Origin of the sequence: Variovorax ginsengisoli (genome assembly GCF_030486595.1) — a bacterium.
Classification (GTDB): Bacteria; Pseudomonadota; Gammaproteobacteria; order Burkholderiales; family Burkholderiaceae_C; genus Variovorax; species Variovorax ginsengisoli_B.
This window is the reverse complement of the sequence record NZ_JAUJZH010000007.1, coordinates 103,873-125,785: the sequence shown is the minus strand read 5'-3', so window position 1 is coordinate 125,785 and position 21,913 is coordinate 103,873. Positions and strand designations below refer to the sequence as shown.

Genomic DNA, 21,913 nt, shown 5'->3' with positions numbered 1-21,913 from the left:
CTAGCGGATCAGCCCCAGCGCGAATGGCAGGCTGGCCACGCCCAGCAAGGTGGACAGCGTCACCAGCCCGGCGACGTAGGGGCCGTTGTAGCCCATGCGCGCCGCCAGCACATAGGCGCTCGAGGCGGTCGGCACGGCCGAGAAGGTCAGCAGCACCGCGGCCTGGGCCGGATGAAGCTTGAGCACCACCGCGAGCCACCAGCCGATCAAGGGCAGCAGCAGGTGCCGGATCGTCAGCACCGACAGCGCCAGCACCTTGCCGCGCGCGATCGTCGCGAACTGCATGCCGGCGCCGGCGGCCATCAGGCCCAGCGCCAGCGAGGCCGCGCCGATGCGCGACAGCGTCGGCTCGAGCCAGGTCGGCACGCCCAGCCCCAGCAGGTTGGCGATGAGCCCGGTGACGGTGGCGATGATCAGCGGGTTGCGCAGCAGCTGGCGCGCCAGGCCGGTCTGAGCGTGCCGCGTCATCGGCCAGACCGCCGCGATGTTGAACATCGGCACGCAGACGCCGATCAGCACCGCGATCATCAGCAGGCCCTCGGGCCCCGCGATCCGGTCGGCCAGGGCGAGGCAGATGAAGGAATTGAAGCGGAAGGCGATCTGCGCGCTGGCGGCATGGTCGCGGCGGTCGATATGGGCGCCGATGCCGGGCAGGAAGGGCAGGGCATAAGAAAGCGCGATCCCACACAGGCCGACGCCCACGCCCGCGGTCAGCAGGTTCGAGGTGGCGCCGAAGTCGAGCGGGCTGCGCACGATCGAGTGGAAAAGCAGCACCGGAAAAAGAAAGTAGTAGACCAGGCTTTCGACCTGGTCCCAGACGCGGCGGTCAAGGGGGGTGTAGCGGCACAGCAGCCAGCCACAGGCGATGAGGGAGAAGTCGGGGAAGAGGAGCTGGGCATAGTTCACCGCTTCGAGGATATCCGTGTCGTCCATGGGTTATCCACGGGGTGGGCGGCGGCCGTCACCCGTTAGCATCCGCCTTTTCGTTTCTCGGCCCGAGGAGGCTATTCAATGCAACGTCGTCAATGGAGCGCGCTCGCAGGCGCTGCCGCGCTGTTCGCGCTCGCCGGTTCCAGCTGGGCGCAGGGCTACCCGACCCGGCCGATCGAACTGCAGGTGCCGTTCGCGCCGGGCGGCACCACGGACATCGTGGCGCGCGTCATTTCCGAGCCGCTCGGCAAGGCGCTCGGCCAGAGCGTGATCGTGATCAACAAAGCCGGCGGCGGCGGCATCGTGGGCGCCACCGAAACGGCGCGGGCCGCCCCGGACGGCTACAAGCTCGGCGTGGCCACGGTGTCCAGCACCGCCGCCAACCCGGCCATCAACCCGAAGACGCCTTACGACCCGATCAACGACTTCACGCCGATCGTCAACATCGCGGCGACGCCGAACATCATCGCGGTGCACCCGAGCTTCCCGGCCAAGAACTACGCCGAGTTCGTGGCCGAACTCAAGAAGAATCCCGGCAAGTATTCCTACGCGTCCTCGGGCACGGGCGGCATCGGCCACCTGCTCATGGAGCTCTACAAGAGCCTGACCAACACCTACGTCACGCACATTCCCTACCGCGGCGCCGGCCCGGCGCTGAACGACGTGGTGGCCGGGCAGGTGGCGATCATGTTCGACAACATCCCGTCGGCGCTGCCGTTCATCCAGAGCGGCAAGCTGGTGCCGATCGTGGTGTCGGCACCGCAGCGCCTTGCCGCGCTGCCGAACGTGCCGACCTTCAAGGAAGTCGGCCTGGAGCCGGTCAACCGCATGGCCTACTACGGCATCCTGGGCCCCAAGGGCCTGCCGAAGGAGGTGGTCGACAAGATCAACGCCGGCGTCAAGAAGTCGGTCGAGGACCCGGCCGTGCGCAAGCGCATCGAGGACACCGGCTCGCTGATCGTGGCCAACACGCCCGAGCAGTTCGCGGCCCAGATCAAGGCCGAATACGAGGTCTACAAGCAGGTCGTCGTCAAGCAAAAGCTGCAACTCGACTGATTTCGCTGCATTCAGGCCAAAGCCGCCCGGCATCCGGGCGGCTTTTTCTTTTTTGTTATCTTGCACACCATGAGCGAGGCCATCGAAGCACCCCTGGAGACCCCCGAGATAGACGACTTCGTCGACGCCCTGTGGCTCGAGGACGGCCTGTCGAAGAACACGCTGGCCGCCTACCGGCGCGATCTCGCGCTGTTCGCCCACTGGCTGCATGCCCAGCGCGGCAAGCCGCTGAACGCGGCATTGGAAAGCGACCTGCAGGCCTACATGGGCGCGCGCCTGTCCGACCGCGGCAAGGCGACCTCGGCCAACCGCAGGCTCACGGTGTTCAAGCGCTACTACCGATGGGCTCTGCGCGAGCATCGCATCGCGGCCGACCCGAGCCTGCGGCTGGCGCCGGCCCGGCAGATGCCGCGGGCGATCAAGACCCTGTCGGAGAAGCAGGTCGACGACCTGCTGGCCGCGCCAGATGTCGACACGCCGCTGGGCCTGCGCGACCGCGCGATGCTCGAGCTGATGTATGCGAGCGGCCTGCGGGTCAGCGAACTGGTGTCGCTCAAGGTGTTCGAGCTGAGCCTCAACGACGGCGTGATCCGGGTGCTCGGCAAGGGCAGCAAGGAGCGGCTGGTGCCCTTCGGCGGCGAGGCGCGGCGCTGGATCGAGCGCTACCTGCACGATGCCCGGCCGCCGATCCTCGACGGTCAGCAGACGCCCGACCTGTTCGTGACCGCCCGCGGCGCCGGCATGACGCGCGTGATGTTCTGGATCATCGTCAAGAAGTACACCCTGGCGGCCGGCATCCACGTGCCGCTGTCGCCCCACACGCTGCGGCATGCCTTCGCCACCCACCTGCTGAACCATGGCGCCGACCTGCGCGCGGTCCAGCTGCTGCTGGGCCATGCCGACATCTCGACCACCACCATCTACACCCACGTGGCGCGCGAGCGGCTCAAGCAGATGCACGCCCGGCACCACCCGCGAGGCTGAAACGACAATGCGCAGGATGAATCCAGGAGTTTTCACGATGTCTCTGAAGTTGCGTCCTGCAGCGCTCGTCGCGGCGCTGGGCCTGATGCTGGCCTCGGTCGCCGCGCCGGCTCAGGTGGTTCCCAAGACCATCCGGCTGGTGGTCGCCTATCCCTCGGGCGGCGTCAGCGACGTGGTCGCGCGGGCGCTGGCCGACAAGCTGGCGGCCCAGCTCGGCAGCACGCTGGTGGTCGAGAACAAGGCCGGCGCCAGCGGCACGATCGGCATGGACGCGGTCGCCAAGGCGGCACCCGATGGCGCCACCTTGGGCTTTTCGGCGATCAGCCCGCTGGTGCTGAACCCGCACCTGGGCCGCTCGCCCTTCGACCCGATCAAGGACATCGCGCCGGTCGCCAGCGTGATGTATTCGCCGGTGCTGCTGCTGGCCACGCCGGCGACCGGCATGCGCGACTTGCGCAGCCTGCTCGACGACGCCCGGGCGCGTCCGGGCGCGGTTCGCTGGGCCACGTCCGGACAGGCATCGCTCGGCCACATCGTGCTCGAACAGCTGCGCGCGGCGGCCCAGGTCGACATCACGCACATCCCGTACAAGGGCGGCGGCCAACAGCTCAACGACGCGCTCGGCGGCCAGTTCGAGGTGCTGTCGACCAATGCCGGGCCGACCGTCTCGGCGCAGATCCAGACCGGCAGGCTGCGGCCGCTGGCGGTCGGCGCCCCGGCGCGGCTCGAGACCCTGCCGAAGGTCGCGACGCTGGCCGAACTGGGCTATCCGGCGGCCAACCTGTCGTCGCAGTTCGGTGTCTTCGCGCCGGCCGGTACGCCGGCCATCCTGATCGAGAAGTACAACGTCGAGATCAACAAGGCACTGGCCAGCCCCGACCTGCGCGCCAAGCTGCTGGCGACCGACAACGTGCCGACCGGTGGCCGGGCCGACACCTTCGCCGACGAGATCGCGAGCGAGTACGCGAACAACGGCAAGATCGTGAAGGCGGCGGGCATCCGGTCGGACTGAGCCCTTTCCGGCGCGGCTTGATTTCCTGGATCGCCTACCTTATAGTAGGTAGATGATCGCAGCAAATACTCTGGCCGGTGCCACCACCCGCGAGCAGATCCTGCAGGTCGCGCGGGAGCTGATCCAGACCCGTTCCTACCTCGGCTTCAGCTTCCAGGACGTGGCCGACCAGGTTGGCATCCGCAAGGCGAGCCTGTATCACCACTTCCCGACCAAGGAGGCGCTCGGCGTCGAGGTGCTCCGCACCGCGACCCAGGCCTTCAAGGATTGGACGGCCGCCAAGCCGCGCACGCCGCAGGCTGCGCTGGAGGCCTACTTCCGGATGTACCGCAACGGCCTGCGCGCCGGCGAGAGTGTCTGCCCGGCGGGCGCGTTGGCGCCGGGCTGGGACTGCATCGACGAGGAACTGCGGGGCGCCGTGCGCGACTTGCGCGGCACGCAGATCCTGTGGCTCAGCGGCGTGCTGGGTGCCTTGTCGCCGGGCGGCCGCGCGGCGGCGTCGGCGGCCTACGTGTTCGCCGTCTGCCAGGGCGCGCTGCTCTCGGCGCGCATGACCGGGCGGGTCGACGATTTCGACGAGGCCATCGAGCAACTGAGGGTGTCACTGCTGGCGGCCTGAGCCGCGAGCGTGGGTCGCGGCACGCCAGGCGTGCCTCTTTTTTGTCAATCAAAACTACCTATTGGTTGGTAGTCAATCGGAGAAAAGTCCATGAAAGCCGTCATCGCCGGATATGCCCGTTCCCCCTTTCATTTCGCCCGCAAGGGTGCGCTGGCGGAGGTCCGGCCCGACACCCTGGCCGCGCAGGTGGTGGGCGGCCTGCTCGCGCGCACCGATCTCGACCCGGCGCTGATCGAGGACGTGATCCTCGGCTGTGCCTACCCCGAAGCGGCCCAGGGCAACAACCTGGCGCGCATCGTCGGACTGCTGGCCGGCTTGCCGCACGAAGTCGGCGGCATGACGGTCAACCGCTTCTGCGGCTCGTCGATGCAGGCGGTGCACATCGCGGCCGCGCAGATCGAGGCCGGCATGGGCGACGCCTTCCTGTGCGTCGGGGTCGAATCGATGACGATGGTGCCCCAGGGCGGCTTCAACTTCTCGCCCAACCCCGAACTGCTGGCCGGCAGCGACGCCTATATCTCGATGGGCGAGACCGCCGAGAACGTGGCACAGCGCTGGAACGTGAGCCGTGGCGACCAGGAGGCGCTGGCTGTGCAGTCGCACCGCAAGGCTGCCGAGGCGCGCGAGCAGGGCCGGCTGGCCGGCGAAATCGTCGCCATCGCCCTGCCGAACGGCGACAGCGTCACGGTCGACGGCTGCATCCGGCCCACGACCTCGGCCGAGGCGCTGGCTGCCTTGCGGCCGGCGTTCCGGCCCGACGGCGTGGTCACGGCCGGCACCTCGTCGCCGCTGACCGATGGCGCCGCCGTGGTGCTGGTCACGAGCGACACCTTCGCCGCCCGGCATGGCCTGCAGGCGCTGGCGCGGATCCGGTCGTTCGCGTCGGTCGGCGTCGATCCGGCGGTGATGGGCATCGGCCCCATCCCGGCCACGCGCAAGGCGCTGGCGCGCGCCGGTCTCGCGGTGGCGGACCTCGACGTGATCGAGATCAACGAGGCCTTCTCGTCCCAGGCGCTGGCCTGCATCCGCGATCTCGGGCTCGACCCGGCCAAGGTCAACCTCGACGGCGGCGGCCTCTCGATCGGCCATCCGCTGGGTGCCACCGGCGCCCGGATCACCGGCAAGGCGGCATCGCTGCTGGTGCGTGAAAATGGCCGCTATGCGCTGGCCACCCAGTGCATCGGCGGCGGGCAGGGCATCGCGACCGTGCTCGAACGGGTCTGAACACCGGCCGCTGCAACGACATTGGAGACCGACATGCCCGCCACCGACGCCCCGAAGCTGTACCTCGAAGACCTGAAGCCCGGCGACCGCTTCACCAGCCGCGAGCATGCGCTGGACGAGGCGCAGATCATCGACTTCGCGACCCGCTTCGACCCGCAGCCCTTCCACCTGGACCCCGAGGCGGCCAAGCGCACCTTCTTCCAGGGCTTGGCGGCCAGTGGCTGGCACACGGCGGCGATCACGATGCGGCTGCTGGTCGACAGCGGCATCCCGCTGGCCGACGGCGTGATCGGCTCGGGCGGCGAACTGAGCTGGCCGCGGCCGACCCGGCCGGGTGACGTGCTGCATGTCGAAAGCGAAGTGGTCGAGGTGACGCCATCGCGCTCGAAGCCCGAGCGCGGCATGGTGCAGATGCGCTGCGACACCCTCAACCAGCGGGGCGAGGTGGTGCAGCGCTTCTCGCCCAAGCTGGTGGTGTCGCGGCGGCCGGCCTGAGCGCCTTCAAGGCTGCTGAAGCGCGCCGAGTTCTTCGTCGGTGAAGCCCGCGAGGGCCCGGGCCTCGAGATTGAAGGGTGCCTTCAGGCGCGGCGCCTCGTGCCGGCGATAAAGCACCCGGTAGTGCGCGATCGGATCGAGCCCGTCGCGCTCGCAGAGCCAGCGGTACCAGCGATTGCCGACCGCCACGTGGCCGATCTCGTCGCGCAGGATGATGTCGAGGATGGCGCAGGCCGCCAGCGCGTCGGGTGTGTTCACGCGACGCAGCTTGGCCTGGATCAGCGGCGTGGCATCGAGGCCGCGCGCTTCGAGCGTTCGCGGCACGAGCGCCATCCGGGCCACGATGTCGTCCCTGGTTTTCTCGCACATGGACCACAGCCCGTCGTGGCCGGTGAAGTCGCCGTAGCGGTGGCCTATCGCCTGCAGGTGGTCATGCAGCAGCGTGAAGTGCTGCGCCTCCTCGTCGGCCACGCGCAGCCAGTCGCGGTAGAAATCCTCGGGCATGCCGTCGAAGCGCCAGGCCGCATCGAGCGCCAGGTTGATCGCATTGAATTCGATGTGGCAGATCGAATGGATCAGCGCGGCGCGCCCCTCGGGCGTGAACGGCGAGCGCTTCCCGACTGCGGTGGCCGAGACTCGCAGCGGGCGCTCGGGCCGCCCGGGCACGCCGCTCTCGTCGTTGCCGGTGCGCAGCGCTCGCAGATCCAGCGGCTGCGCGCCGAGGCCGGCGAAGGTCGCGCGCGTGGCTGCCACCTTGGCTTCTGGATCGGTGAGGCGCAGCGCGGCCAGGGCGCCAAGACGGGGATGCATCCCTACAATTCTAGTTTTCGTTCATTTGGAGACACTCGCGATGGCCCTCTACGAACTCGACGGCGTGGCGCCGCAACTGGCCGACGGCGCCTGGGTCGCCGACAGCGCCCAGGTCATCGGCAACGTCAAGCTGGCCGAGAACGCCAGCGTCTGGTTCGGCGCCGTGATACGTGGCGACACCGAGGTGCTCAGCATCGGGCGCAACAGCAACATCCAGGACCTGTCGGTGCTGCATGCCGACGTCGGCTGCCCGCTGACCATCGGCGACAACGTGACGGTGGGGCACCAGGTCATGCTGCACGGCTGCACCGTCGGCGACAACTCGCTGATCGGGATCCAGGCGGTGGTCTTGAATAACGCGAAGATCGGCCGCAATTCGATCGTTGGCGCCGGCAGCGTCGTGACCGAGGGCAAGGAGTTTCCGGACAACTCGCTGATCATCGGCTCGCCGGCCAAGGTGGTTCGCACGCTCGACGATGCGGCCGCCGCCAAGCTGCGGCAGAGCGCCGAGCACTATGTTGAAAACGCCCATCGCTTCGCGAAGGGCCTGAAGAAGATCGCCTGACACGGCGGGAGAGCGAGTTCCCATTGAGCGAGTTGCACAAGTTCCTGTTCGACGGCATGCCGGTGCGCGGCATGATCGTCCGCCTGACCGACGCCTGGCAGGAAATCCTGGCGCGGCGGGCGTCGAACACCACCACCGGCGCCTATCCGCCGCCGGTGGCCGAACTGCTGGGCGAGATGACGGCGGCGGCTGCGCTGATGCAGTCCAACATCAAGTTCAACGGGGCGCTGATCCTGCAGATCTTCGGCGACGGACCGGTCAAGATCGCGGTGGCCGAGGCCAAGCCCGACCTGAGCCTGCGCGCCACCGCCAAGGTGGTCGGCGACCTGCCGGCCGATGCCCGGCTGCCCGAGATGGTGAACGCCAGCAACAAGGGGCGCTGCGCGATCACGCTGGACCCCAAGGACAAGCTGCCGGGCGCCACCCCCTACCAGGGCGTGGTGCCGCTGTTCGGCGACCAGGGCGAGAAGCTCGGGCGCCTGAGCGAGGTGCTGCAGCACTACATGCTGCAAAGCGAGCAGCTCGACACCACGCTGGTGCTGGCCGCTGACGACAAGGTGGCCGCGGGCTTGCTCATCCAGCGCCTGCCGGTCAAGGGCGAGGGCAATCTCGAAGGCACTTCGGCCAGTGACCACGACCAGGCCAACGAGGACCAGATCGGGCGCAACGAGGACTACAACCGGATCTCGATCCTGGCGTCCAGCCTGACCCGCGAAGAACTGCTCACGCTCGATGTCGACACCATCCTGCGGCGGCTGTTCTGGGAAGAAAAACTGCTGCGCTTCGAACCGCAGGCCGGCCTGCTGGGACCGCATTTCGCCTGCACCTGCGGCCGTGGGCGGGTCGCCAACATGATCCGCGGGCTCGGCATCGAGGAGGCCGAGGGCATCCTGGCCGAGCGCGGCGAGATCGAGGTCGGGTGCGACTTCTGCGGCAAGCAGTACCGCTTCGACGCGGTCGATGCGGCGCAGATCTTCACGGCACCGGGCGACCAGATGCCGGGAAGCGCGGTGGTTCAGTAGGGCGCTAGCGGGTGGTCGACAGGACCGTGGCCCGGCACCTTCCCTGCTCGCGCGGGGCCAGCAGGCTGCAGTTGTCCAGCGCGCGCTGCTGCATGTCGCTGAGCCTCGGACGTCCCGCGGACGCCGGCGGATAGTAGGGCTGCGCCGGGCGGTAGTAGGCCGGCGGCGGCGGCGGCTGGTAGTACGCCGGGGGCGCCGGCTGGTAATACACCGGCGGCGCGGGCTGGTAGTACACGGGCGGGGCGGGCTGGTAGTAGACCGGCGGCGGATTCACGTAGACCGGCGCCGGTTGTTCGTAGACGGGGCCGCCGACGCCGATCGAAAAATTGACTTCGGCATGGGCGGCCGCGGCCAGCGACAGGACGGCGGCCACGACGGCGGCCGAAGCGACCCGGTTGGCGAATGCGGCGCGATGAAAGATCAAGGAAGTCTCCGGAAGGGGCGCGAAAACGCCCATGTTAGTCCTAACGTCCCGGCGGCGGCCCCGGTGGACAGCGTTGACATCCTGTCACGTGCGGGAGCGGCTGCAGCGGCCGGTGGCAGCTAGTACGGCGGCGCCTTCTTCGCCCGCTGCGCGCGCGCCGCCTCGGTCCACCACGCCAGGTCGTCGGCGAAACGCACGAACGACCGATCGAGCGCTTCGCCCGCGCCGCCGGTCGGCCTGGCGTCGGCATCGAGCGTCTGCGAGATCGGACCGACCGCGAGGGTGCTCGACACGACGACCATGCCCATCTCGGACAGGATCGAATGCCACACGGTGCCCGAGCGAACGCCCGAGAAGCGCCCGGCCGAATAGCTGGCGACCGCGGCCGGGCGCCAGAACCACTCTTCGAGGAAGTGGTCCGTCAGGTTCTTGAGGCCGGGTTGCGGGCCCCAGTTGTATTCGCCGGTCACGAAGACGAAGGCGTCGGCATTGCGGATCTTTTCGGCCAGGGCCTCCATGGGCGCCGGCGCGCTGCCCTTCGGGTATTCCTTGTACATGCGGTCGAGCATGGGCAGACCGACTTGCATCGCGTCGACCAGTTCGGCCTCGGCGCCCCGCGCCCGAAGGCCGGCGACCAGGTAGTCGGCCAGGCGGATGCCCATCCGGTCCGAACGGTACGAGCCGTAGAACACCAGGATCTTGTCACTCATTGCGTCTTCCCCGTTGTCTTCATGAATCGGTGCCGGCTGCGGCCCGCCGGCGAAGCAGGTCGGTGAACAGCCGATGCTCGCACGCCGGGTCGGAGCACTTGTCGCACGACCAGGCGGCGGCCCGGCGGGGCGGTTCCGCGCCACCCAGGCCGAGCGCCCGAAGGGCGCTGGCGAGGCGCTCGGGCCCGCGGCCGTGAACGACGGCGAACGGCAGCCGGGCCGCGGCCAGCGCGGCGCGCAGCAGCGCGTCCGCCTGCTCCTGTCGCTGCAGGGCTTCGGTGTCGGCCACAGGAAGATCCAGCCCCATCAGCAGCGTGAAGGCGCAAGCGCGCGGCAGCGCCATGGGGATCGACGGGCCGTCGACGACCGCGATGCCTTGCTGTCGCAGCCGTTGCGCGAGCGCACCCGCCAGCGCTGTCTTGCCGGTGCCGTCGGCGCCGATCAGGGCGATCGTGCTGCCTGCGGGAAGGTCGGGCGTCATGCGATCGGCCGCGCCGGCCCTCAGCGCGTGATCTGCACGAAGACTTCGTTGGGCTTGACCATGCCGAGCTCCTGGCGGGCCCGCTCCTCGACCATCTCGAGCCCTTCCTTGAGGTCATTGACCTCGGCGGAGAGCCGCTCGTTGTTGATCGCCGCCTTGGCGTTGGCCTCCTTCTGGTCGGCCAGCTTCTCTTGGAGCTGCGCGACGTCGCGCACGCTGCCGCGCCCGGTCCAGAGCTGCCACTGGAGAATCAGCAGCAACAGGACCAGGATGATCGGGACGATGCGTGAGCGCATGGCGCCGGATCCGCGCGAGGACTAGCGCAGGTTGTAGAAGGCGCCGCGGCCCGGGTAAAAAGCGACGTCGCCGAGGTCTTCCTCGATGCGCAGCAGCTGGTTGTACTTGGCGATGCGGTCCGAGCGCGACAGCGAGCCGGTCTTGATCTGGCCGGCATTGGTGCCGACCGCGATGTCGGCGATGGTGCTGTCCTCGGTCTCGCCCGAGCGGTGGCTGATGACGGCGGTGTAGCCGGCGCGCTTGGCCATCTCGATCGCCGCGAAGGTCTCGGTCAGGGTGCCGATCTGGTTGATCTTGATCAGGATCGAGTTGGCGATGCCCTTGTCGATGCCCTCTTGCAGGATCTTGGTGTTGGTGACGAACAGGTCGTCGCCGACCAGCTGAACGCGCTTGCCGAGGCGCTCGGTCAGGTGCTTCCAGCCGTCCCAGTCGCCTTCGTGCATGCCGTCCTCGATGCTGATGATCGGGTACTTGTCGACCCAGCTCGCCAGCATGTCGGTCCAGCTTTCGGCCGTGAGGCTGAGGTTCTCGCCGGCCAGCACGTACTTGCCGTCCTTGTAGAACTCGCTGGCCGCGCAGTCGAGGCCCAGGGCGATCTGCTCGCCGGCCACATAGCCGGCCTTGTCGATGGCTTCGAGGATCAGCTGGATCGCCGCCTCGTGGCTTTCGACGCTAGGGGCGAAGCCGCCTTCGTCGCCGACCGCCGTGCTGATGCCGCGGTCGCCGAGGATCTTCTTGAGCGCATGGAACACCTCGGCGCCATAGCGCACCGATTCGCGGAAGCTCTTGGCGCCCACGGGGATGATCATGAACTCCTGCAGGTCGAGGCTGTTGTTGGCGTGGGCGCCGCCGTTGATGACGTTCATCATCGGCACCGGCAGCTGCATGCCGCCCATGCCGCCGAAATAGCGGTACAGCGGCAGGCCGGATTCTTCGGCCGCGGCGCGGGCCACGGCCATCGACACCGCGAGGGTGGCGTTGGCGCCCAGGCGGGCCTTGTTCTCGGTGCCGTCGAGGTCGAGCAGCGTGCGGTCCAGGAAGGCCTGCTCGCTGGCGTCGAGGCCGAGCACCGACTCGGAGATCTCGGTGTTGATGTTCTCGACCGCCTTGAGGACGCCCTTGCCCAGGTAGCGGCCCTTGTCGCCGTCGCGCAGCTCGATGGCTTCGCGCGAGCCGGTCGATGCGCCCGAGGGCACGGCCGCGCGGCCCATGGTGCCCGATTCGAGCAGCACGTCGCATTCGACGGTGGGGTTGCCGCGGCTGTCGAGGATTTCGCGCCCGACGATGTCTACGATTGCACTCATCTTTGCTCTTTCTCTAGGTTCAGATACCTTGGACGACGATCATGCGCATGATCGCCGCGCCCTGACGCGCCGCGCGCGCCTTGCCGTACTCGGGCGAGTCGTTGAATTTCTTCGCTTGCTCGACGCTCGGGAACTTGAGGATCACGATGCGCTCGGGATGCCAGTCGCCCTCGAGCACCTCGACTTGGCCGCCGCGCACGCAGACTTCGGCGCCATGGACCTTCATGGCTTCGGAGGACCACTTCTTGTAGTCCTCGTATTGCGTCGGGTTGGTCACCTCGACGTTGGCGATGATGTAAGCACTGCTCATTGTTGGAAGATGTCCTCCAGGAATGCGTTTTTCTTGGTGACGCCGTCGAGCGCCACCAGCGTCTCGAGCAGCGCCTTCATGTGCTTGAGCGGCACGGCGTTGGGGCCGTCGCTCAGCGCCTTGGCGGGATCCGGATGGGTCTCCATGAAGAGTCCCGCGACGCCGACCGCGACCGCGGCCCGCGACAGCACAGGCACCATCTCGCGCTGGCCGCCCGAGCTGGTGCCCTGGCCGCCCGGCAGCTGCACCGAGTGCGTGGCATCGAACACCACCGGGGCGCCGGTCTCGCGCATGATCGCCAGCGAGCGCATGTCCGAGACCAGGTTGTTGTAGCCGAAGCTGGCGCCGCGTTCGCAGGCCATGAAGCTGTCTTCGGGCAGGCCCTTTTCCTTGGCGGCCGCGCGCGCCTTGTCGATGACATTCTTCATGTCGTGCGGCGCAAGGAACTGGCCCTTCTTGATGTTGACCGGCTTGCCCGACTGCGCCACGGCGCGGATGAAGTCGGTCTGGCGGCACAGGAAGGCCGGCGTCTGCAGCACATCGACCACCTTCGCCGCCGCCGTGATGTCTTCTTCGGTGTGGACGTCGGTCAGCACCGGCAGGCCGAGCTCGCGCTTGACCTTGGCCAAGATCTCGAGGCCCTTGTCGCGGCCCGGGCCGCGGAAGCTGGTGCCCGACGAGCGGTTGGCCTTGTCGAAGCTGCTCTTGAAGATGAACGGGATGCCGAGCGCGGCGGTGATCTCCTTGAGCGTGCCGGCCGTATCCATCTGAAGCTGCTCGGACTCGACGACGCAGGGTCCCGCGATCAGGAAGAAGGGCTTGTCCAACCCGATGTCGAATCCGCAGAGATTCATACGACCCCCTCGCTGGTCACTTCGTGTACTGCGCTGCCCCCCGAGGGGGTGCGAGCTTGCTTGGGGCGGCCCTGCGCTGCGCTCATGCGACCACCTTCAGTGCCTTCTTGTCCGCGCCTTGATGCTCGAGCGCCGCGGCGATGAATGCATTGAACAACGGATGACCGCCCCAGGGCGTGGACTTGAACTCGGGGTGGAACTGCACGCCCATGAACCAGGGGTGCACGTCGTTCGGCAGCTCGACGATCTCGGTCAGGTGCTCGCGCTGGGTCAGCGCCGAGATCACCAGGCCGGCGCGACGCAGCTCGTCCAGGTAGTTGACGTTGGCCTCGTAGCGATGGCGGTGGCGCTCGGTCACGACGTCGCCATAGATGCTGTGGGCCAGCGTGCCGGGCGCGACATCGGAGCTCTGCGCGCCCAGGCGCATGGTGCCGCCGAGGTCGGACTTCTCGTCGCGGGTCTTGACCGTGCCGTCGTTGTCCTTCCACTCGGTGATCAGGGCGATCACGGGGGTCGGGGTCTCGGGGTCGAACTCGGTGCTGTTGGCGCCCTTGAGTCCGGCCACGTTGCGTGCGTATTCGATGGTCGCGACCTGCATGCCCAGGCAGATGCCCAGGTAGGGCACCTTGGTCTCGCGGGCGAAGCGGGCGGCAGCGATCTTGCCCTCGACGCCGCGCTGGCCGAAGCCGCCCGGCACCAGGATGGCGTCGTACTTGCCGAGCCGGGCCACGTCTTGCGGCGTGATGGTCTCGGAGTCGATGTAGTCGATCTTGACGCGGGCATGGTTCTTCATGCCGGCGTGGCGCAGCGCCTCGTTGAGCGACTTGTAGCTGTCCGACAGGTCGACGTACTTGCCGACCATCGCGATGGTGACTTCCTTCTTCGGGTGCTCGACCTCGTAGACCAGGTCGTCCCAGCGCTTGAGCTTGGCCGGCGGCGTGTTGATGCGCAGCTTGTCGCAGATGAGCCCGTCGAGGCCCTGCTCGTGCAGCATGCGCGGCACCTTGTAGATGGTGTCGACGTCCCACATCGAGATCACGCCCCATTCGGGCACGTTCGAGAACAGCGAGATCTTGGCCCGCTCGTCGTCGGGGATCGGGCGGTCGGCGCGGCACAGCAGGGCGTCGGCCTGGATGCCGATGGCACGCAGCTCCTTGGCCGTGTGCTGGGTCGGCTTGGTCTTGAGCTCGCCGGCCGCGGCGATCCACGGCACGTAGCTCAGGTGCACGAAGGCCGAGTTGTTCGGGCCCATGCGCAGGCTCATCTGGCGCACCGCCTCGAGGAAGGGCAGCGACTCGATGTCGCCGACCGTGCCGCCGATCTCGACGATCGCGACATCGACCTCGTGGGCGGTGCCGATGCCGGCGCCGCGCTTGACGTATTCCTGGATCTCGTTGGTGATGTGCGGGATCACCTGCACCGTCTTGCCGAGGTAGTCGCCGCGGCGCTCTTTCTCGAGCACGGACTTGTAGATCTGGCCGGTCGTGAAATTGTTGGCACGGCGCATGCGCGTCGTGATGAAGCGCTCGTAGTGGCCGAGGTCGAGGTCGGTCTCGGCACCGTCGTCGGTGACGAACACCTCTCCATGCTGGAACGGCGACATCGTGCCGGGGTCGACATTGATGTACGGATCGAGCTTGATGAGGGTGACTTTGAGGCCGCGGGATTCAAGGATGGCGGCGAGCGAGGCGGAGGCGATTCCCTTGCCCAGGGAAGACACCACACCGCCGGTGACGAAGACGAATTTGGTCATGCCAGTTCCGGACGCAGATCCGGGAAGTGGGAAATGTCGATTATAGGCGGGGGGATTTGCCCCCGGCCGGCGCCGGGCCGCCCCAAGCGGCCGACCCCCTTGGGGGGCGGCGCGTCACGCAGTGACGCAGCCAGGGGGCGACAGATACACTGCCGGCCATGGAAGAACTTGGCGGAAAACACATCGTTCTGGGGCTGACCGGGGGCATCGCCTGCTACAAGTCGGCCGAGTTGTGCCGGCTGCTGGTCAAGGCCGGCGCCACGGTGCAGGTGGTCATGACCGAGGCGGCGGAGCAGTTCATCACGCCGGTCACGATGCAGGCGCTGTCGGGGCGCCCGGTCTACGGCTCGCAGTGGGATGCGCGCGAACCCAACAACATGCCGCACATCAACCTGAGCCGCGAGGCCGATGCGATCCTGCTGGCGCCCGCCAGTGCCGATTTCATCGCCCGCCTGGTGCAGGGGCGCTCGGACGAACTGCTGAGCCTGCTGTGCCTCGCACGGCCGGCCGAGCGGGTGCCGCTCTTGATCGCTCCGGCCATGAACCGGGAGATGTGGGTTCATCCCGCGACCCAGCGCAATCTGCGCCAAGTCGATGCAGACGGCGCGCGCGTGCTCGGCGTCGGCAACGGCTGGCAGGCCTGCGGCGAGACCGGCGACGGCCGCATGCTGGAGGCACAGCAGTTGCTCGAGGAAGTGATCTCGCAATTCCAGCCCAAGGTGCTGGCCGGCCAGCAGGTCGTGGTCACCGCCGGGCCGACCTTCGAGGCGCTCGATCCGATCCGCGGCATCACCAACCATTCGTCCGGGAAGATGGGCTTCGCCATCGCCCGGGCCGCGCACGATGCCGGCGCCGAGGTCACGCTGGTGGCTGGCCCGGTGCACCTGCCGACGCCGCGCGGCGTGCGCCGGGTCGACGTTCAATCGGCCCGCGACATGCTCGACGCCACGCTGCAGGCCACGCAATCGGCTTCGGTCTTCGTCGCCACCGCGGCGGTCGCCGACTGGCGCCCGGCGTCGCACAGCGCGCAGAAGATCAAGAAGGACGGCAGCGGCAAGCCGCCGGTGCTGCATTTCGTCGAGAACGACGACATCCTGCTGACCGTGGCCCAGGGCGCACGCGCCAAGGCCGGCCAGCTGTTCTGCGTCGGCTTCGCCGCCGAGAGCGAGAATCTCGAGGCCCATGCCAAGGCCAAGCGCGAACGCAAGGGCATCCCGCTCTTGGTCGGCAACATCGGCCCGCTCACCTTCGGCCAGGACGACAACAGCCTGCTGCTGGTCGACGCCCAGGGTGTGCGCGAACTGCCGCGCGCCCCCAAGCTGAAGCTGGCGCGCGACCTGGTGGCCGAGATCGCGGCCCGCCTTCCTTCCGCCGGCTCGCGTTGAGCCGGCTCGTTTTCATCTCACGCAACAGGTCACACGAATTGAAAGTCGACGTTCGCATCCTCGATCCCCGCATGCAGGACCAACTGCCCGCCTACGCCACCCCCGGCAGCGCCGGGCTGGACCTGCGGGCCTGCCTCGACGCGCCGGTCACGCTGGAGCCCAATGGCTGGCAACTGGTGGGCACCGGCATCGCCATCCACCTGGCCGACCCGGGTTTCGCGGCGCTGATCCTGCCGCGCTCGGGCCTGGGCCACAAGCACGGCATCGTGCTCGGCAACCTGGTCGGCCTGATCGACAGCGACTACCAGGGCGAGCTGAAGATCAGCGCCTGGAACCGCAGCGACACGCCCTTCGTGCTGCAGCCCATGGAACGGCTGGCGCAACTGGTGATCGTGCCGGTGGTGCAGGCGACGTTCGAGGTGGTGGCCGAGTTCCCGCCCAGCGAGCGGGGCGAGGGCGGCTACGGTTCGACCGGCAAGCATTGACGCCTGCACCGCCTTGTAGGGCGGCGCCTTCAACGATTGGCATTTGTTGCTCACACGTAAAGACCGGAACCGGCCATGGCCGCGGCGCTCCAATCGGCGACGATCGGTTTCAGGTCATCCGGCGCGCCTGTGCCGCGTTGAACAGATAGATTTGCTTGAGGAGCACAACATCATGAAGATCCCATTTCGATTCATTTCCGTCAGCGCTTCGATGCTGGCACTCGCCACCTTGACCGCCTGCGTCGCGCCGGCGCCGGTCTACCAGACCTCCAGCTACCCCTATCAGGCGCCGCAGCCGGTGCAGCAGGGTCCCTATGTGGAATACGGCCGGGTTGCCAACATCGAGGTCGTCCAAAGCCAGAGTGCGGGCGCGGCCCCGAGCGGCGTCGGCGCGGTGGCCGGTGGCGTGGTCGGCGGCGTGCTTGGCCACCAGGTCGGCAGCGGCCGCGGCAACACCGCCGCGACCATTGCCGGTGCCGTGGGCGGTGCCCTGATCGGCAATGCGGTCGAGTCGAACAACAGAGCGCCGCGCGCCTACCAGAGCTATCGTGTCTCGGTCCAGACCGACAACGGCGGCTACCGCGCCTTCGACGTGCCGAGCCCGGGCGACCTGCGCATCGGCGACCGCGTGCGGATCGACAACGGCCAGATCTCCCGCTTCTGAGCGACCGCGCGACCAAGCAGAAAGCCGGGCATGCCCGGCTTTTTGTCGTCCGCAAACAGCTTCAGTGGAGCAGGTCGTTGCCCGGAGCGGAGGGCGGGATCTTGAAGAAGCCGGTGCCTGCGGTGCCGCGGCCGACCTCGTCCTCGGTGGCGTCGCGCACCGATTTCACGGTCATGTCGAGCCGTATCGCGATGCCGGCCAGCGGATGGTTGCCGTCCAGCACCAGGTGCTCGGGGTAGATCTCGCTCACGGTGTAGAGCACGTCCTTGGGCATGTCGGGGTTGACGCCCTTGGGCAGCGCCGCGCCGTCGAAGGTCATGCCTTCTTCGGTTTCGGGCGGGAACAGCGAGCGCGGCTCGAGGAACAGCAACTGGTCGTTGAAGTCCCCGAAGGCCTGTTCGGGTTCGAGCTGCAATTGCACCCGGGCGCCGGGTTCGTGGCCGAGCAGGGCGGCTTCGATGGCATCGAAGAGGTCGCCGCCGCCGACCAGGAACTCCACCGGGTCGTCTAGCACGTCAAGGACTTCGCCCAGCGTATCTTTCAGCGTCCAGGTCAGTCCCACCACGCATTGTTCAGTGATTTCCATTGGACAATTCTCCCATGGAGATTGATCTACCCCTGCCCCTGCTCGGCGGCCTCAGCGCCCGCCAGTTCATGCGACGCCACTGGCAGAAGAAGCCGCTGCTCGTTCGCCAGGCCGTGCCCGGCATGGTGCCACCGATCGCACGGCCCGCGCTGTTCGACCTGGCGGCGCGCGACGAGGTCGAGTCGCGCCTGGTCCGCCATCGCAAGTCCGGCTGGGCCCTGAAACACGGGCCCTTCGCGCGCCGTGCGCTGCCGGGCCTGCACCAACCCGGCTGGACCCTGCTGGTGCAAGGCGTCGACCTGCATGATCAGGGGGTTCACGATCTGTTGCAACAGTTCCGTTTCGTGCCCGACGCCCGGCTCGACGACCTGATGATCAGCTACGCCAGCGACGGCGGTGGCGTCGGTCCGCATTTCGACAGCTACGACGTGTTCCTGCTCCAGGCTCAGGGGCGCCGCCGCTGGTCGATCGGCAAACAGCGCGACTTGAGCCTGCAGCCCGGCGTGCCGCTCAAGATCCTCTCGAACTTCGAGGCCGAGCAGAGCTTCGTGCTCGAGCCCGGCGACATGCTCTACCTGCCGCCGCGCTATGCGCACGACGGCGTGGCGGTCGGCGACGACTGCATGACCTGCTCGATCGGCCTGCGCTCGCCGGCTGCCGCTCCGCTCGGGGCCGACCTGTTGGCGCGCATCGCCGAGGCCCATGCCGACGCGCTCCAGGACGAGCCTGCGAGGGCCGCCGTGCACTACCGCGACCCCGCGCAGGACGCGCTCGCGAACCCGGCCGCGATGCCGCCGGCGCTGCAGGCCTTTGCGCGCGAAGCGGTGCTGGCCGCGGTGCGCGACGGTGAGGTGATCGACCGCGCGCTCGGCGAGTCGATGACCGAGCCGAAGCCCACGGTCTGGTTCGATGCCGGCGAGGCGCCCGGGCAGTGGAATGCCGTCATGCTGGATCGCCGCACCCGCATGCTCTACGACGCGCGCCACCTCTACATCAACGGCGAGAGCTTTCGTGCCGGCGGCCGCGACGCCACGCTGATGCGCAAGCTCGCGGACCAACGTGCACTCGGGCCGCGCGAACTGGCCGGAGCCAGCGAAGATGCGCTGGCGCTGCTGGGCGACTGGTGCGAAGCGGGGTGGCTGCATGCCGGATGACGTGACCGCGGTCGACCTGCCCGACGGCGCTTTCGACGGCCGCCGGGCTTTTCATGACCATCTGCAGGCCGCGCTCGGCGCCGCGGCGCGCCAGAACTGGCGTGAGATCGTGCTGTCCGACCCCGACTTCGTCGACTGGCCGCTGGGCGAGCGCGCCACCGTCGAGGCGCTGCAGGCGTGGTCCGCGGCCGGGCGCAGCATGGTCTTGCTGGCGCAGCGTTTCGACGTCTTCGCGCGCGAACATGCACGCTTCGTGCACTGGCGGCGCATGTGGAGCCACATCGTCGATGCCCGGGCCTGCCAGGGTCCGGGCTTGCCGCCGGTGCCCAGCGCGATCTGGACGCCGGACTGGTTCCTGCATCGCGTCGACCTCGAACACGTGCGTGGCACCTGCGGGCGCACGCCCGAGGCGCAGCGCGCGCTGCGCGAGCGGATCGACGAATGCCTGCGGCATGCGCGGCCGGCCTTTCCGGCGAGCACGCTGGGCTTGTAAGCCAAAGCCGCGAATCGCACCGGATCGGGGCGCGGGACCGGGGCACGGGTCTAGAATTTTTTCCTTGCTGTCTTCATCCAAAGGAGTCCCCAATGAAGAAGTCCCTGTTGATCGCTGCCCTGATGGCTGCCGCCGCGCTGACGGCCTGCGGAAAGAAGGACGAGCCGCCCGCGGTCGTCGCGCCGGCACCCGTCGTGGTGACGCCGCCGGCCGCGCCGGCACCCGCACCCGCACCTGCGCCGGCACCGGCGCCCAATGCGCAGTCCGCGCTGGATGCCGCCAATGCGGCGACCGAGGCTGCGAAGAAAAACGCCGAGACGCCGCCGGCCAAGCCCTGAGGGCAGTCGTCGATTCTGCGGGCCGCCCTCGGGCGGCCTTTTTCATGGGCTCAGAGGTCGAGCCAGGGCGAGCCTTCGGCTGCCGTGGCCGTGAGCATCTCGTCTGCGCTGGCGCCCAGCGCCACCGCCATCGCGTCCCGCACGATGTCGGGCCGGTTGTTCTGCTCGCTCAGGTGCGCCGCCAGCAGGTGGCGCAGGCCACCGTGGTGCACCGCGCGCGCGATGGCGGCAGCGGCGCTGTTCGAAAGATGCCCGTAGTTGCCGCCGACGCGCTGCTTGAGGAAAGGCGGGTAGGCGGAACCGGCCAGCAGGTCGCTGTCGTGGTTGAACTCCAGCAGCAGGGCATCCAGGCCCATCAGGCGGGCCAGTACGTGCGGGGTGGCATGGCCGAGGTCGGTGAGCACGCCGAGGTGGCGCGCGCCGTCGGTGCAGCGCAGCTGGAGCGGTTCGCGTGCATCGTGCGGCACCGTGAAGGGCTGGATGCAGAGGTCGCCGACCTCAATGTCGATGCCGTCTCGCGCCAGATGCAGCCGGCCCTCGTAGTCGTGCCCGCCGGTCGCCAGCCAGGTGCCTTCGCTCATCCACACAGGGATCCGCTCGCGGCGCGACAAGGCCCGCGCGCAGCCGATGTGATCGCCGTGCTCGTGGGTGATGAAGACGGCGTCGATGTCGGCGGCCGCGAGGCCGGCGGCGGCCAGCCGCGTGTCGAGGTGGCGCAGCGCGAAGCCGCAGTCGACCAACAGCCGCGTGACGCGGTCGCCGCTCGTCGCCTCGACCAGCGTGGCGTTGCCGGTGCTGCCGCTGCCAAGACTGCGGAAGCGCAGCATCGGGTCCGGCTTACTTCAGGTCGTCGGCGATGACCTGCACGATGCGCTGCGCATTGGCCGTGCTGTCCGGCGCGCCGGCTTCGTTCAGCACCGAGACCGTGCTGGTTTCGCCCTGGCCCTTGACCAGGATGCGGAACTTGAGCGGCGCCTCGGTCTTGCCCGAGCTGAACAGCTTGGAGAAGAAGCTCGGGTCCGACTTGTTCGGATTCGGCGGCACGTAGCGCACGAAGTAGGTGCCGGCGGTGCGGTCGCGGTCTTCGACCGTGAAGCCGGTGCGGTCGAGCGCCAGGCCGACGCGGCGCCATGCGCGCTCGAAGTTGTCGTTGATCTGCACCATCGGCTGGCCGCCGACATTGGCGACCTTTGCGGTCTGCGGCGCGGCGCCGGCGGCGGCGATGACCTTCGACTGTTCTTGCGAGACGCCGAGCTTGACCATCAGGCGGCGCAGGAATTCGGCCTCGAGTTCGGGGTCGCTGGCGCGCGGCTGCCAGACGGTCTGGTCCTTGCGCGAGCTGCTGTAGACCTCTTCCATGCCGCGGTGGCTGATGAAGATCTCGGTGCCGTTGGGGGTGCGTTCCAGGCGGGTGCGGAAGCGGTCGAGTTCACCGGTCGAGTAGAGCGAGTCCATGAGCTTGCCGATGGTGCCGCGGATGATGTCCTGCGGCAGCTTGGCGCGGTTCTCGGCCCAGTCGGTTTCCATGATGCCGAGATTGCGCTGGTCGGTGGTCAGCAGGAAGCCGCTCTCTTGCCAGAAGTCGCGCACCGGTTCCCAGAGCTGGTCGGCCGGGCGGTTGATGACCAGCCAGCGCTGCGTGCCGGCACGCTCCATCTTGACGTCGCCGACCGAGCTGACCGCGGTCGGCAGGCTGGGCGCATTGGCCAGGCCGGCCTGGTAGGAGTTGGCCGTGACCGCGCCGCCCGGCACCGCATAGCGGTTGTCTCGCGACAGCTGGGTGAGGTCGGGCGGGACTTCGAGCGTCGGGGCCTTGCCGGCGCTCTTGTAGTCGATTTTTTCGCTCTCGAGGGCCGAGCAGGCGGCGAGACCGGCGACCAGGGCCAGCAATGCGAATCGCGAAATTGTTTTCAACGTCTACTTCCTTTTGGAATGTTGAGCTCGATCGGTGGGCACGC

The 21,913-nt window shown here is 68.3% G+C and carries 27 protein-coding genes; 14 read left to right on the top strand and 13 right to left on the bottom strand.

Annotation, left to right across the window (positions count from 1 at the left end):
• Nucleotides 1–918, bottom strand: coding sequence for an AEC family transporter (locus tag QZH52_RS11905; RefSeq protein WP_286533102.1), 918 nt, complete (start codon nt 916–918; stop codon nt 1–3).
• Between the two features lie 93 nt (nt 919–1,011).
• Here QZH52_RS11905 and QZH52_RS11900 point away from each other — a divergent pair, with 93 nt between their 5' ends.
• The 6 genes from QZH52_RS11900 (at nt 1,012) to QZH52_RS11875 (ending at nt 6,320) form a co-directional block, all read left to right on the top strand.
• Nucleotides 1,012–1,986 (top strand): tripartite tricarboxylate transporter substrate binding protein BugE, encoded by a 975-nt coding sequence (locus tag QZH52_RS11900; RefSeq protein ID WP_286524819.1) that lies wholly within the window; start codon nt 1,012–1,014, stop codon nt 1,984–1,986.
• Nucleotides 1,987–2,055: 69 nt separating this feature from the next.
• Entirely contained in the window at nt 2,056–2,970 is a 915-nt protein-coding gene (gene xerD, locus QZH52_RS11895; protein ID WP_301808506.1) for a site-specific tyrosine recombinase XerD, read from the top strand.
• 37 nt (nt 2,971–3,007) lie between these two features.
• Nucleotides 3,008–3,982: a Bug family tripartite tricarboxylate transporter substrate binding protein gene (locus tag QZH52_RS11890; RefSeq protein WP_436411569.1), complete on the top strand. Its 975-nt coding sequence runs from the start codon at nt 3,008–3,010 to the stop codon at nt 3,980–3,982.
• Nucleotides 3,983–4,034: 52 nt separating this feature from the next.
• Nucleotides 4,035–4,601, top strand: coding sequence for a TetR/AcrR family transcriptional regulator (locus QZH52_RS11885; protein ID WP_286532322.1), 567 nt, complete (start codon nt 4,035–4,037; stop codon nt 4,599–4,601).
• 90 nt (nt 4,602–4,691) lie between these two features.
• Nucleotides 4,692–5,825, top strand: a complete 1,134-nt coding sequence (locus tag QZH52_RS11880) for a thiolase family protein (protein ID WP_286532324.1) — start codon at nt 4,692–4,694, stop codon at nt 5,823–5,825.
• A 33-nt stretch (nt 5,826–5,858) separates the two neighbouring features.
• Nucleotides 5,859–6,320 (top strand): MaoC family dehydratase, encoded by a 462-nt coding sequence (locus QZH52_RS11875; RefSeq protein ID WP_301808504.1) that lies wholly within the window; start codon nt 5,859–5,861, stop codon nt 6,318–6,320.
• Between the two features lie 6 nt (nt 6,321–6,326).
• On the opposite strand, the gene QZH52_RS11870 is transcribed toward QZH52_RS11875, so the two are convergent.
• Nucleotides 6,327–7,130, bottom strand: coding sequence for a ferritin-like domain-containing protein (locus tag QZH52_RS11870; RefSeq protein ID WP_301808503.1), 804 nt, complete (start codon nt 7,128–7,130; stop codon nt 6,327–6,329).
• A 40-nt stretch (nt 7,131–7,170) separates the two neighbouring features.
• On the opposite strand from QZH52_RS11870, the gene QZH52_RS11865 reads away from it, so the two are divergent.
• Nucleotides 7,171–7,695, top strand: coding sequence for a gamma carbonic anhydrase family protein (locus QZH52_RS11865; RefSeq protein ID WP_286532328.1), 525 nt, complete (start codon nt 7,171–7,173; stop codon nt 7,693–7,695).
• Between the two features lie 23 nt (nt 7,696–7,718).
• Complete coding sequence (gene hslO, locus QZH52_RS11860) at nt 7,719–8,717, top strand: Hsp33 family molecular chaperone HslO (RefSeq protein WP_286532330.1); 999 nt, start codon at nt 7,719–7,721, stop codon at nt 8,715–8,717.
• 4 nt (nt 8,718–8,721) lie between these two features.
• On the opposite strand, the gene QZH52_RS11855 is transcribed toward hslO, so the two are convergent.
• From QZH52_RS11855 to pyrG, 8 genes are all read right to left on the bottom strand, one after another.
• Nucleotides 8,722–9,141, bottom strand: a complete 420-nt coding sequence (locus QZH52_RS11855) for a hypothetical protein (RefSeq protein ID WP_301808501.1) — start codon at nt 9,139–9,141, stop codon at nt 8,722–8,724.
• A 119-nt stretch (nt 9,142–9,260) separates the two neighbouring features.
• Nucleotides 9,261–9,851, bottom strand: coding sequence for an NADPH-dependent FMN reductase (locus QZH52_RS11850; RefSeq protein WP_286532332.1), 591 nt, complete (start codon nt 9,849–9,851; stop codon nt 9,261–9,263).
• A gap of 19 nt (nt 9,852–9,870) precedes the next feature.
• Complete coding sequence (locus tag QZH52_RS11845; RefSeq protein WP_301808498.1) at nt 9,871–10,332, bottom strand: nucleoside/nucleotide kinase family protein; 462 nt, start codon at nt 10,330–10,332, stop codon at nt 9,871–9,873.
• 20 nt (nt 10,333–10,352) lie between these two features.
• Nucleotides 10,353–10,628 carry a cell division protein FtsB gene (ftsB, locus tag QZH52_RS11840; protein ID WP_301808496.1) on the bottom strand — a complete coding sequence of 92 codons (276 nt, stop codon included), beginning with the start codon at nt 10,626–10,628 and terminating at the stop codon, nt 10,353–10,355.
• Nucleotides 10,629–10,649: 21 nt separating this feature from the next.
• On the bottom strand, nt 10,650–11,933 hold the full coding sequence (gene eno / locus QZH52_RS11835) for a phosphopyruvate hydratase (RefSeq protein ID WP_301808492.1): 1,284 nt from the start codon (nt 11,931–11,933) through the stop codon (nt 10,650–10,652).
• 19 nt (nt 11,934–11,952) lie between these two features.
• Nucleotides 11,953–12,243 carry a DUF1330 domain-containing protein gene (locus tag QZH52_RS11830; RefSeq protein WP_301808491.1) on the bottom strand — a complete coding sequence of 97 codons (291 nt, stop codon included), beginning with the start codon at nt 12,241–12,243 and terminating at the stop codon, nt 11,953–11,955.
• Nucleotides 12,240–13,097, bottom strand: coding sequence for a 3-deoxy-8-phosphooctulonate synthase (gene kdsA, locus QZH52_RS11825; protein WP_301808488.1), 858 nt, complete (start codon nt 13,095–13,097; stop codon nt 12,240–12,242). The genes QZH52_RS11830 and kdsA overlap by 4 nt, the downstream gene beginning before the upstream one ends.
• An 82-nt stretch (nt 13,098–13,179) precedes the next feature.
• Complete coding sequence (gene pyrG, locus QZH52_RS11820) at nt 13,180–14,850, bottom strand: CTP synthase (RefSeq protein ID WP_286532339.1); 1,671 nt, start codon at nt 14,848–14,850, stop codon at nt 13,180–13,182.
• A gap of 158 nt (nt 14,851–15,008) precedes the next feature.
• Here pyrG and coaBC point away from each other — a divergent pair, with 158 nt between their 5' ends.
• The 3 genes from coaBC (at nt 15,009) to QZH52_RS11805 (ending at nt 17,384) form a co-directional block, all read left to right on the top strand.
• Entirely contained in the window at nt 15,009–16,235 is a 1,227-nt protein-coding gene (coaBC, locus tag QZH52_RS11815; RefSeq protein ID WP_301808484.1) for a bifunctional phosphopantothenoylcysteine decarboxylase/phosphopantothenate--cysteine ligase CoaBC, read from the top strand.
• Between the two features lie 38 nt (nt 16,236–16,273).
• The gene (gene dut / locus QZH52_RS11810; RefSeq protein WP_286532343.1) at nt 16,274–16,720 is read left to right on the top strand and encodes a dUTP diphosphatase; all 447 of its coding nucleotides are present in this window, start codon (nt 16,274–16,276) and stop codon (nt 16,718–16,720) included.
• A gap of 172 nt (nt 16,721–16,892) precedes the next feature.
• On the top strand, nt 16,893–17,384 hold the full coding sequence (locus QZH52_RS11805; protein ID WP_286532345.1) for an outer membrane lipoprotein: 492 nt from the start codon (nt 16,893–16,895) through the stop codon (nt 17,382–17,384).
• A 61-nt stretch (nt 17,385–17,445) separates the two neighbouring features.
• Here the strand turns inward: QZH52_RS11805 and QZH52_RS11800 are convergent, their stop codons facing one another.
• Nucleotides 17,446–17,970: an FKBP-type peptidyl-prolyl cis-trans isomerase gene (locus tag QZH52_RS11800; protein WP_286524790.1), complete on the bottom strand. Its 525-nt coding sequence runs from the start codon at nt 17,968–17,970 to the stop codon at nt 17,446–17,448.
• A 14-nt stretch (nt 17,971–17,984) separates the two neighbouring features.
• On the opposite strand from QZH52_RS11800, the gene QZH52_RS11795 reads away from it, so the two are divergent.
• The 3 genes from QZH52_RS11795 to QZH52_RS11785 all read left to right on the top strand — a co-directional run bounded on the left by QZH52_RS11795 (nt 17,985) and on the right by QZH52_RS11785 (nt 19,955).
• The gene (locus QZH52_RS11795; RefSeq protein WP_301808478.1) at nt 17,985–19,124 is read left to right on the top strand and encodes a JmjC domain-containing protein; all 1,140 of its coding nucleotides are present in this window, start codon (nt 17,985–17,987) and stop codon (nt 19,122–19,124) included.
• Complete coding sequence (locus tag QZH52_RS11790; protein ID WP_301808476.1) at nt 19,114–19,617, top strand: hypothetical protein; 504 nt, start codon at nt 19,114–19,116, stop codon at nt 19,615–19,617. The genes QZH52_RS11795 and QZH52_RS11790 overlap by 11 nt, the downstream gene beginning before the upstream one ends.
• 92 nt (nt 19,618–19,709) lie before the next feature.
• The gene (locus QZH52_RS11785; protein WP_301808474.1) at nt 19,710–19,955 is read left to right on the top strand and encodes a hypothetical protein; all 246 of its coding nucleotides are present in this window, start codon (nt 19,710–19,712) and stop codon (nt 19,953–19,955) included.
• Nucleotides 19,956–20,005: 50 nt separating this feature from the next.
• Here QZH52_RS11785 and QZH52_RS11780 read toward each other — a convergent pair whose 3' ends face one another.
• On the bottom strand, nt 20,006–20,782 hold the full coding sequence (locus QZH52_RS11780) for an MBL fold metallo-hydrolase (RefSeq protein ID WP_301808471.1): 777 nt from the start codon (nt 20,780–20,782) through the stop codon (nt 20,006–20,008).
• 10 nt (nt 20,783–20,792) lie between these two features.
• Nucleotides 20,793–21,869 carry an NlpB/DapX family lipoprotein gene (gene bamC / locus QZH52_RS11775; RefSeq protein ID WP_286524784.1) on the bottom strand — a complete coding sequence of 359 codons (1,077 nt, stop codon included), beginning with the start codon at nt 21,867–21,869 and terminating at the stop codon, nt 20,793–20,795.
• Nucleotides 21,870–21,913: the final 44 nt, after the last annotated feature.

What these genes read in the sequence shown, in the direction of transcription:
- QZH52_RS11900 (WP_286524819.1), top strand. Translation starts at nt 1,012, where the DNA reads ATGCAACGTCGTCAATGGAGCGCGCTCGCAGGCGCTGCCGCGCTGTTC.
- xerD (WP_301808506.1), top strand. Translation starts at nt 2,056, where the DNA reads ATGAGCGAGGCCATCGAAGCACCCCTGGAGACCCCCGAGATAGACGAC.
- QZH52_RS11890 (WP_436411569.1), top strand. Translation starts at nt 3,008, where the DNA reads ATGTCTCTGAAGTTGCGTCCTGCAGCGCTCGTCGCGGCGCTGGGCCTG.
- QZH52_RS11885 (WP_286532322.1), top strand. Translation starts at nt 4,035, where the DNA reads ATGATCGCAGCAAATACTCTGGCCGGTGCCACCACCCGCGAGCAGATC.
- QZH52_RS11880 (WP_286532324.1), top strand. Translation starts at nt 4,692, where the DNA reads ATGAAAGCCGTCATCGCCGGATATGCCCGTTCCCCCTTTCATTTCGCC.
- QZH52_RS11875 (WP_301808504.1), top strand. Translation starts at nt 5,859, where the DNA reads ATGCCCGCCACCGACGCCCCGAAGCTGTACCTCGAAGACCTGAAGCCC.
- QZH52_RS11870 (WP_301808503.1), bottom strand. Translation starts at nt 7,130, where the DNA reads ATGCATCCCCGTCTTGGCGCCCTGGCCGCGCTGCGCCTCACCGATCCA.
- QZH52_RS11865 (WP_286532328.1), top strand. Translation starts at nt 7,171, where the DNA reads ATGGCCCTCTACGAACTCGACGGCGTGGCGCCGCAACTGGCCGACGGC.
- QZH52_RS11850 (WP_286532332.1), bottom strand. Translation starts at nt 9,851, where the DNA reads ATGAGTGACAAGATCCTGGTGTTCTACGGCTCGTACCGTTCGGACCGG.
- QZH52_RS11845 (WP_301808498.1), bottom strand. Translation starts at nt 10,332, where the DNA reads ATGACGCCCGACCTTCCCGCAGGCAGCACGATCGCCCTGATCGGCGCC.
- ftsB (WP_301808496.1), bottom strand. Translation starts at nt 10,628, where the DNA reads ATGCGCTCACGCATCGTCCCGATCATCCTGGTCCTGTTGCTGCTGATT.
- eno (WP_301808492.1), bottom strand. Translation starts at nt 11,933, where the DNA reads ATGAGTGCAATCGTAGACATCGTCGGGCGCGAAATCCTCGACAGCCGC.
- QZH52_RS11830 (WP_301808491.1), bottom strand. Translation starts at nt 12,243, where the DNA reads ATGAGCAGTGCTTACATCATCGCCAACGTCGAGGTGACCAACCCGACG.
- kdsA (WP_301808488.1), bottom strand. Translation starts at nt 13,097, where the DNA reads ATGAATCTCTGCGGATTCGACATCGGGTTGGACAAGCCCTTCTTCCTG.
- pyrG (WP_286532339.1), bottom strand. Translation starts at nt 14,850, where the DNA reads ATGACCAAATTCGTCTTCGTCACCGGCGGTGTGGTGTCTTCCCTGGGC.
- coaBC (WP_301808484.1), top strand. Translation starts at nt 15,009, where the DNA reads ATGGAAGAACTTGGCGGAAAACACATCGTTCTGGGGCTGACCGGGGGC.
- QZH52_RS11805 (WP_286532345.1), top strand. Translation starts at nt 16,893, where the DNA reads ATGAAGATCCCATTTCGATTCATTTCCGTCAGCGCTTCGATGCTGGCA.
- QZH52_RS11800 (WP_286524790.1), bottom strand. Translation starts at nt 17,970, where the DNA reads ATGGAAATCACTGAACAATGCGTGGTGGGACTGACCTGGACGCTGAAA.
- QZH52_RS11795 (WP_301808478.1), top strand. Translation starts at nt 17,985, where the DNA reads ATGGAGATTGATCTACCCCTGCCCCTGCTCGGCGGCCTCAGCGCCCGC.
- QZH52_RS11790 (WP_301808476.1), top strand. Translation starts at nt 19,114, where the DNA reads ATGCCGGATGACGTGACCGCGGTCGACCTGCCCGACGGCGCTTTCGAC.
- QZH52_RS11785 (WP_301808474.1), top strand. Translation starts at nt 19,710, where the DNA reads ATGAAGAAGTCCCTGTTGATCGCTGCCCTGATGGCTGCCGCCGCGCTG.
- QZH52_RS11780 (WP_301808471.1), bottom strand. Translation starts at nt 20,782, where the DNA reads ATGCTGCGCTTCCGCAGTCTTGGCAGCGGCAGCACCGGCAACGCCACG.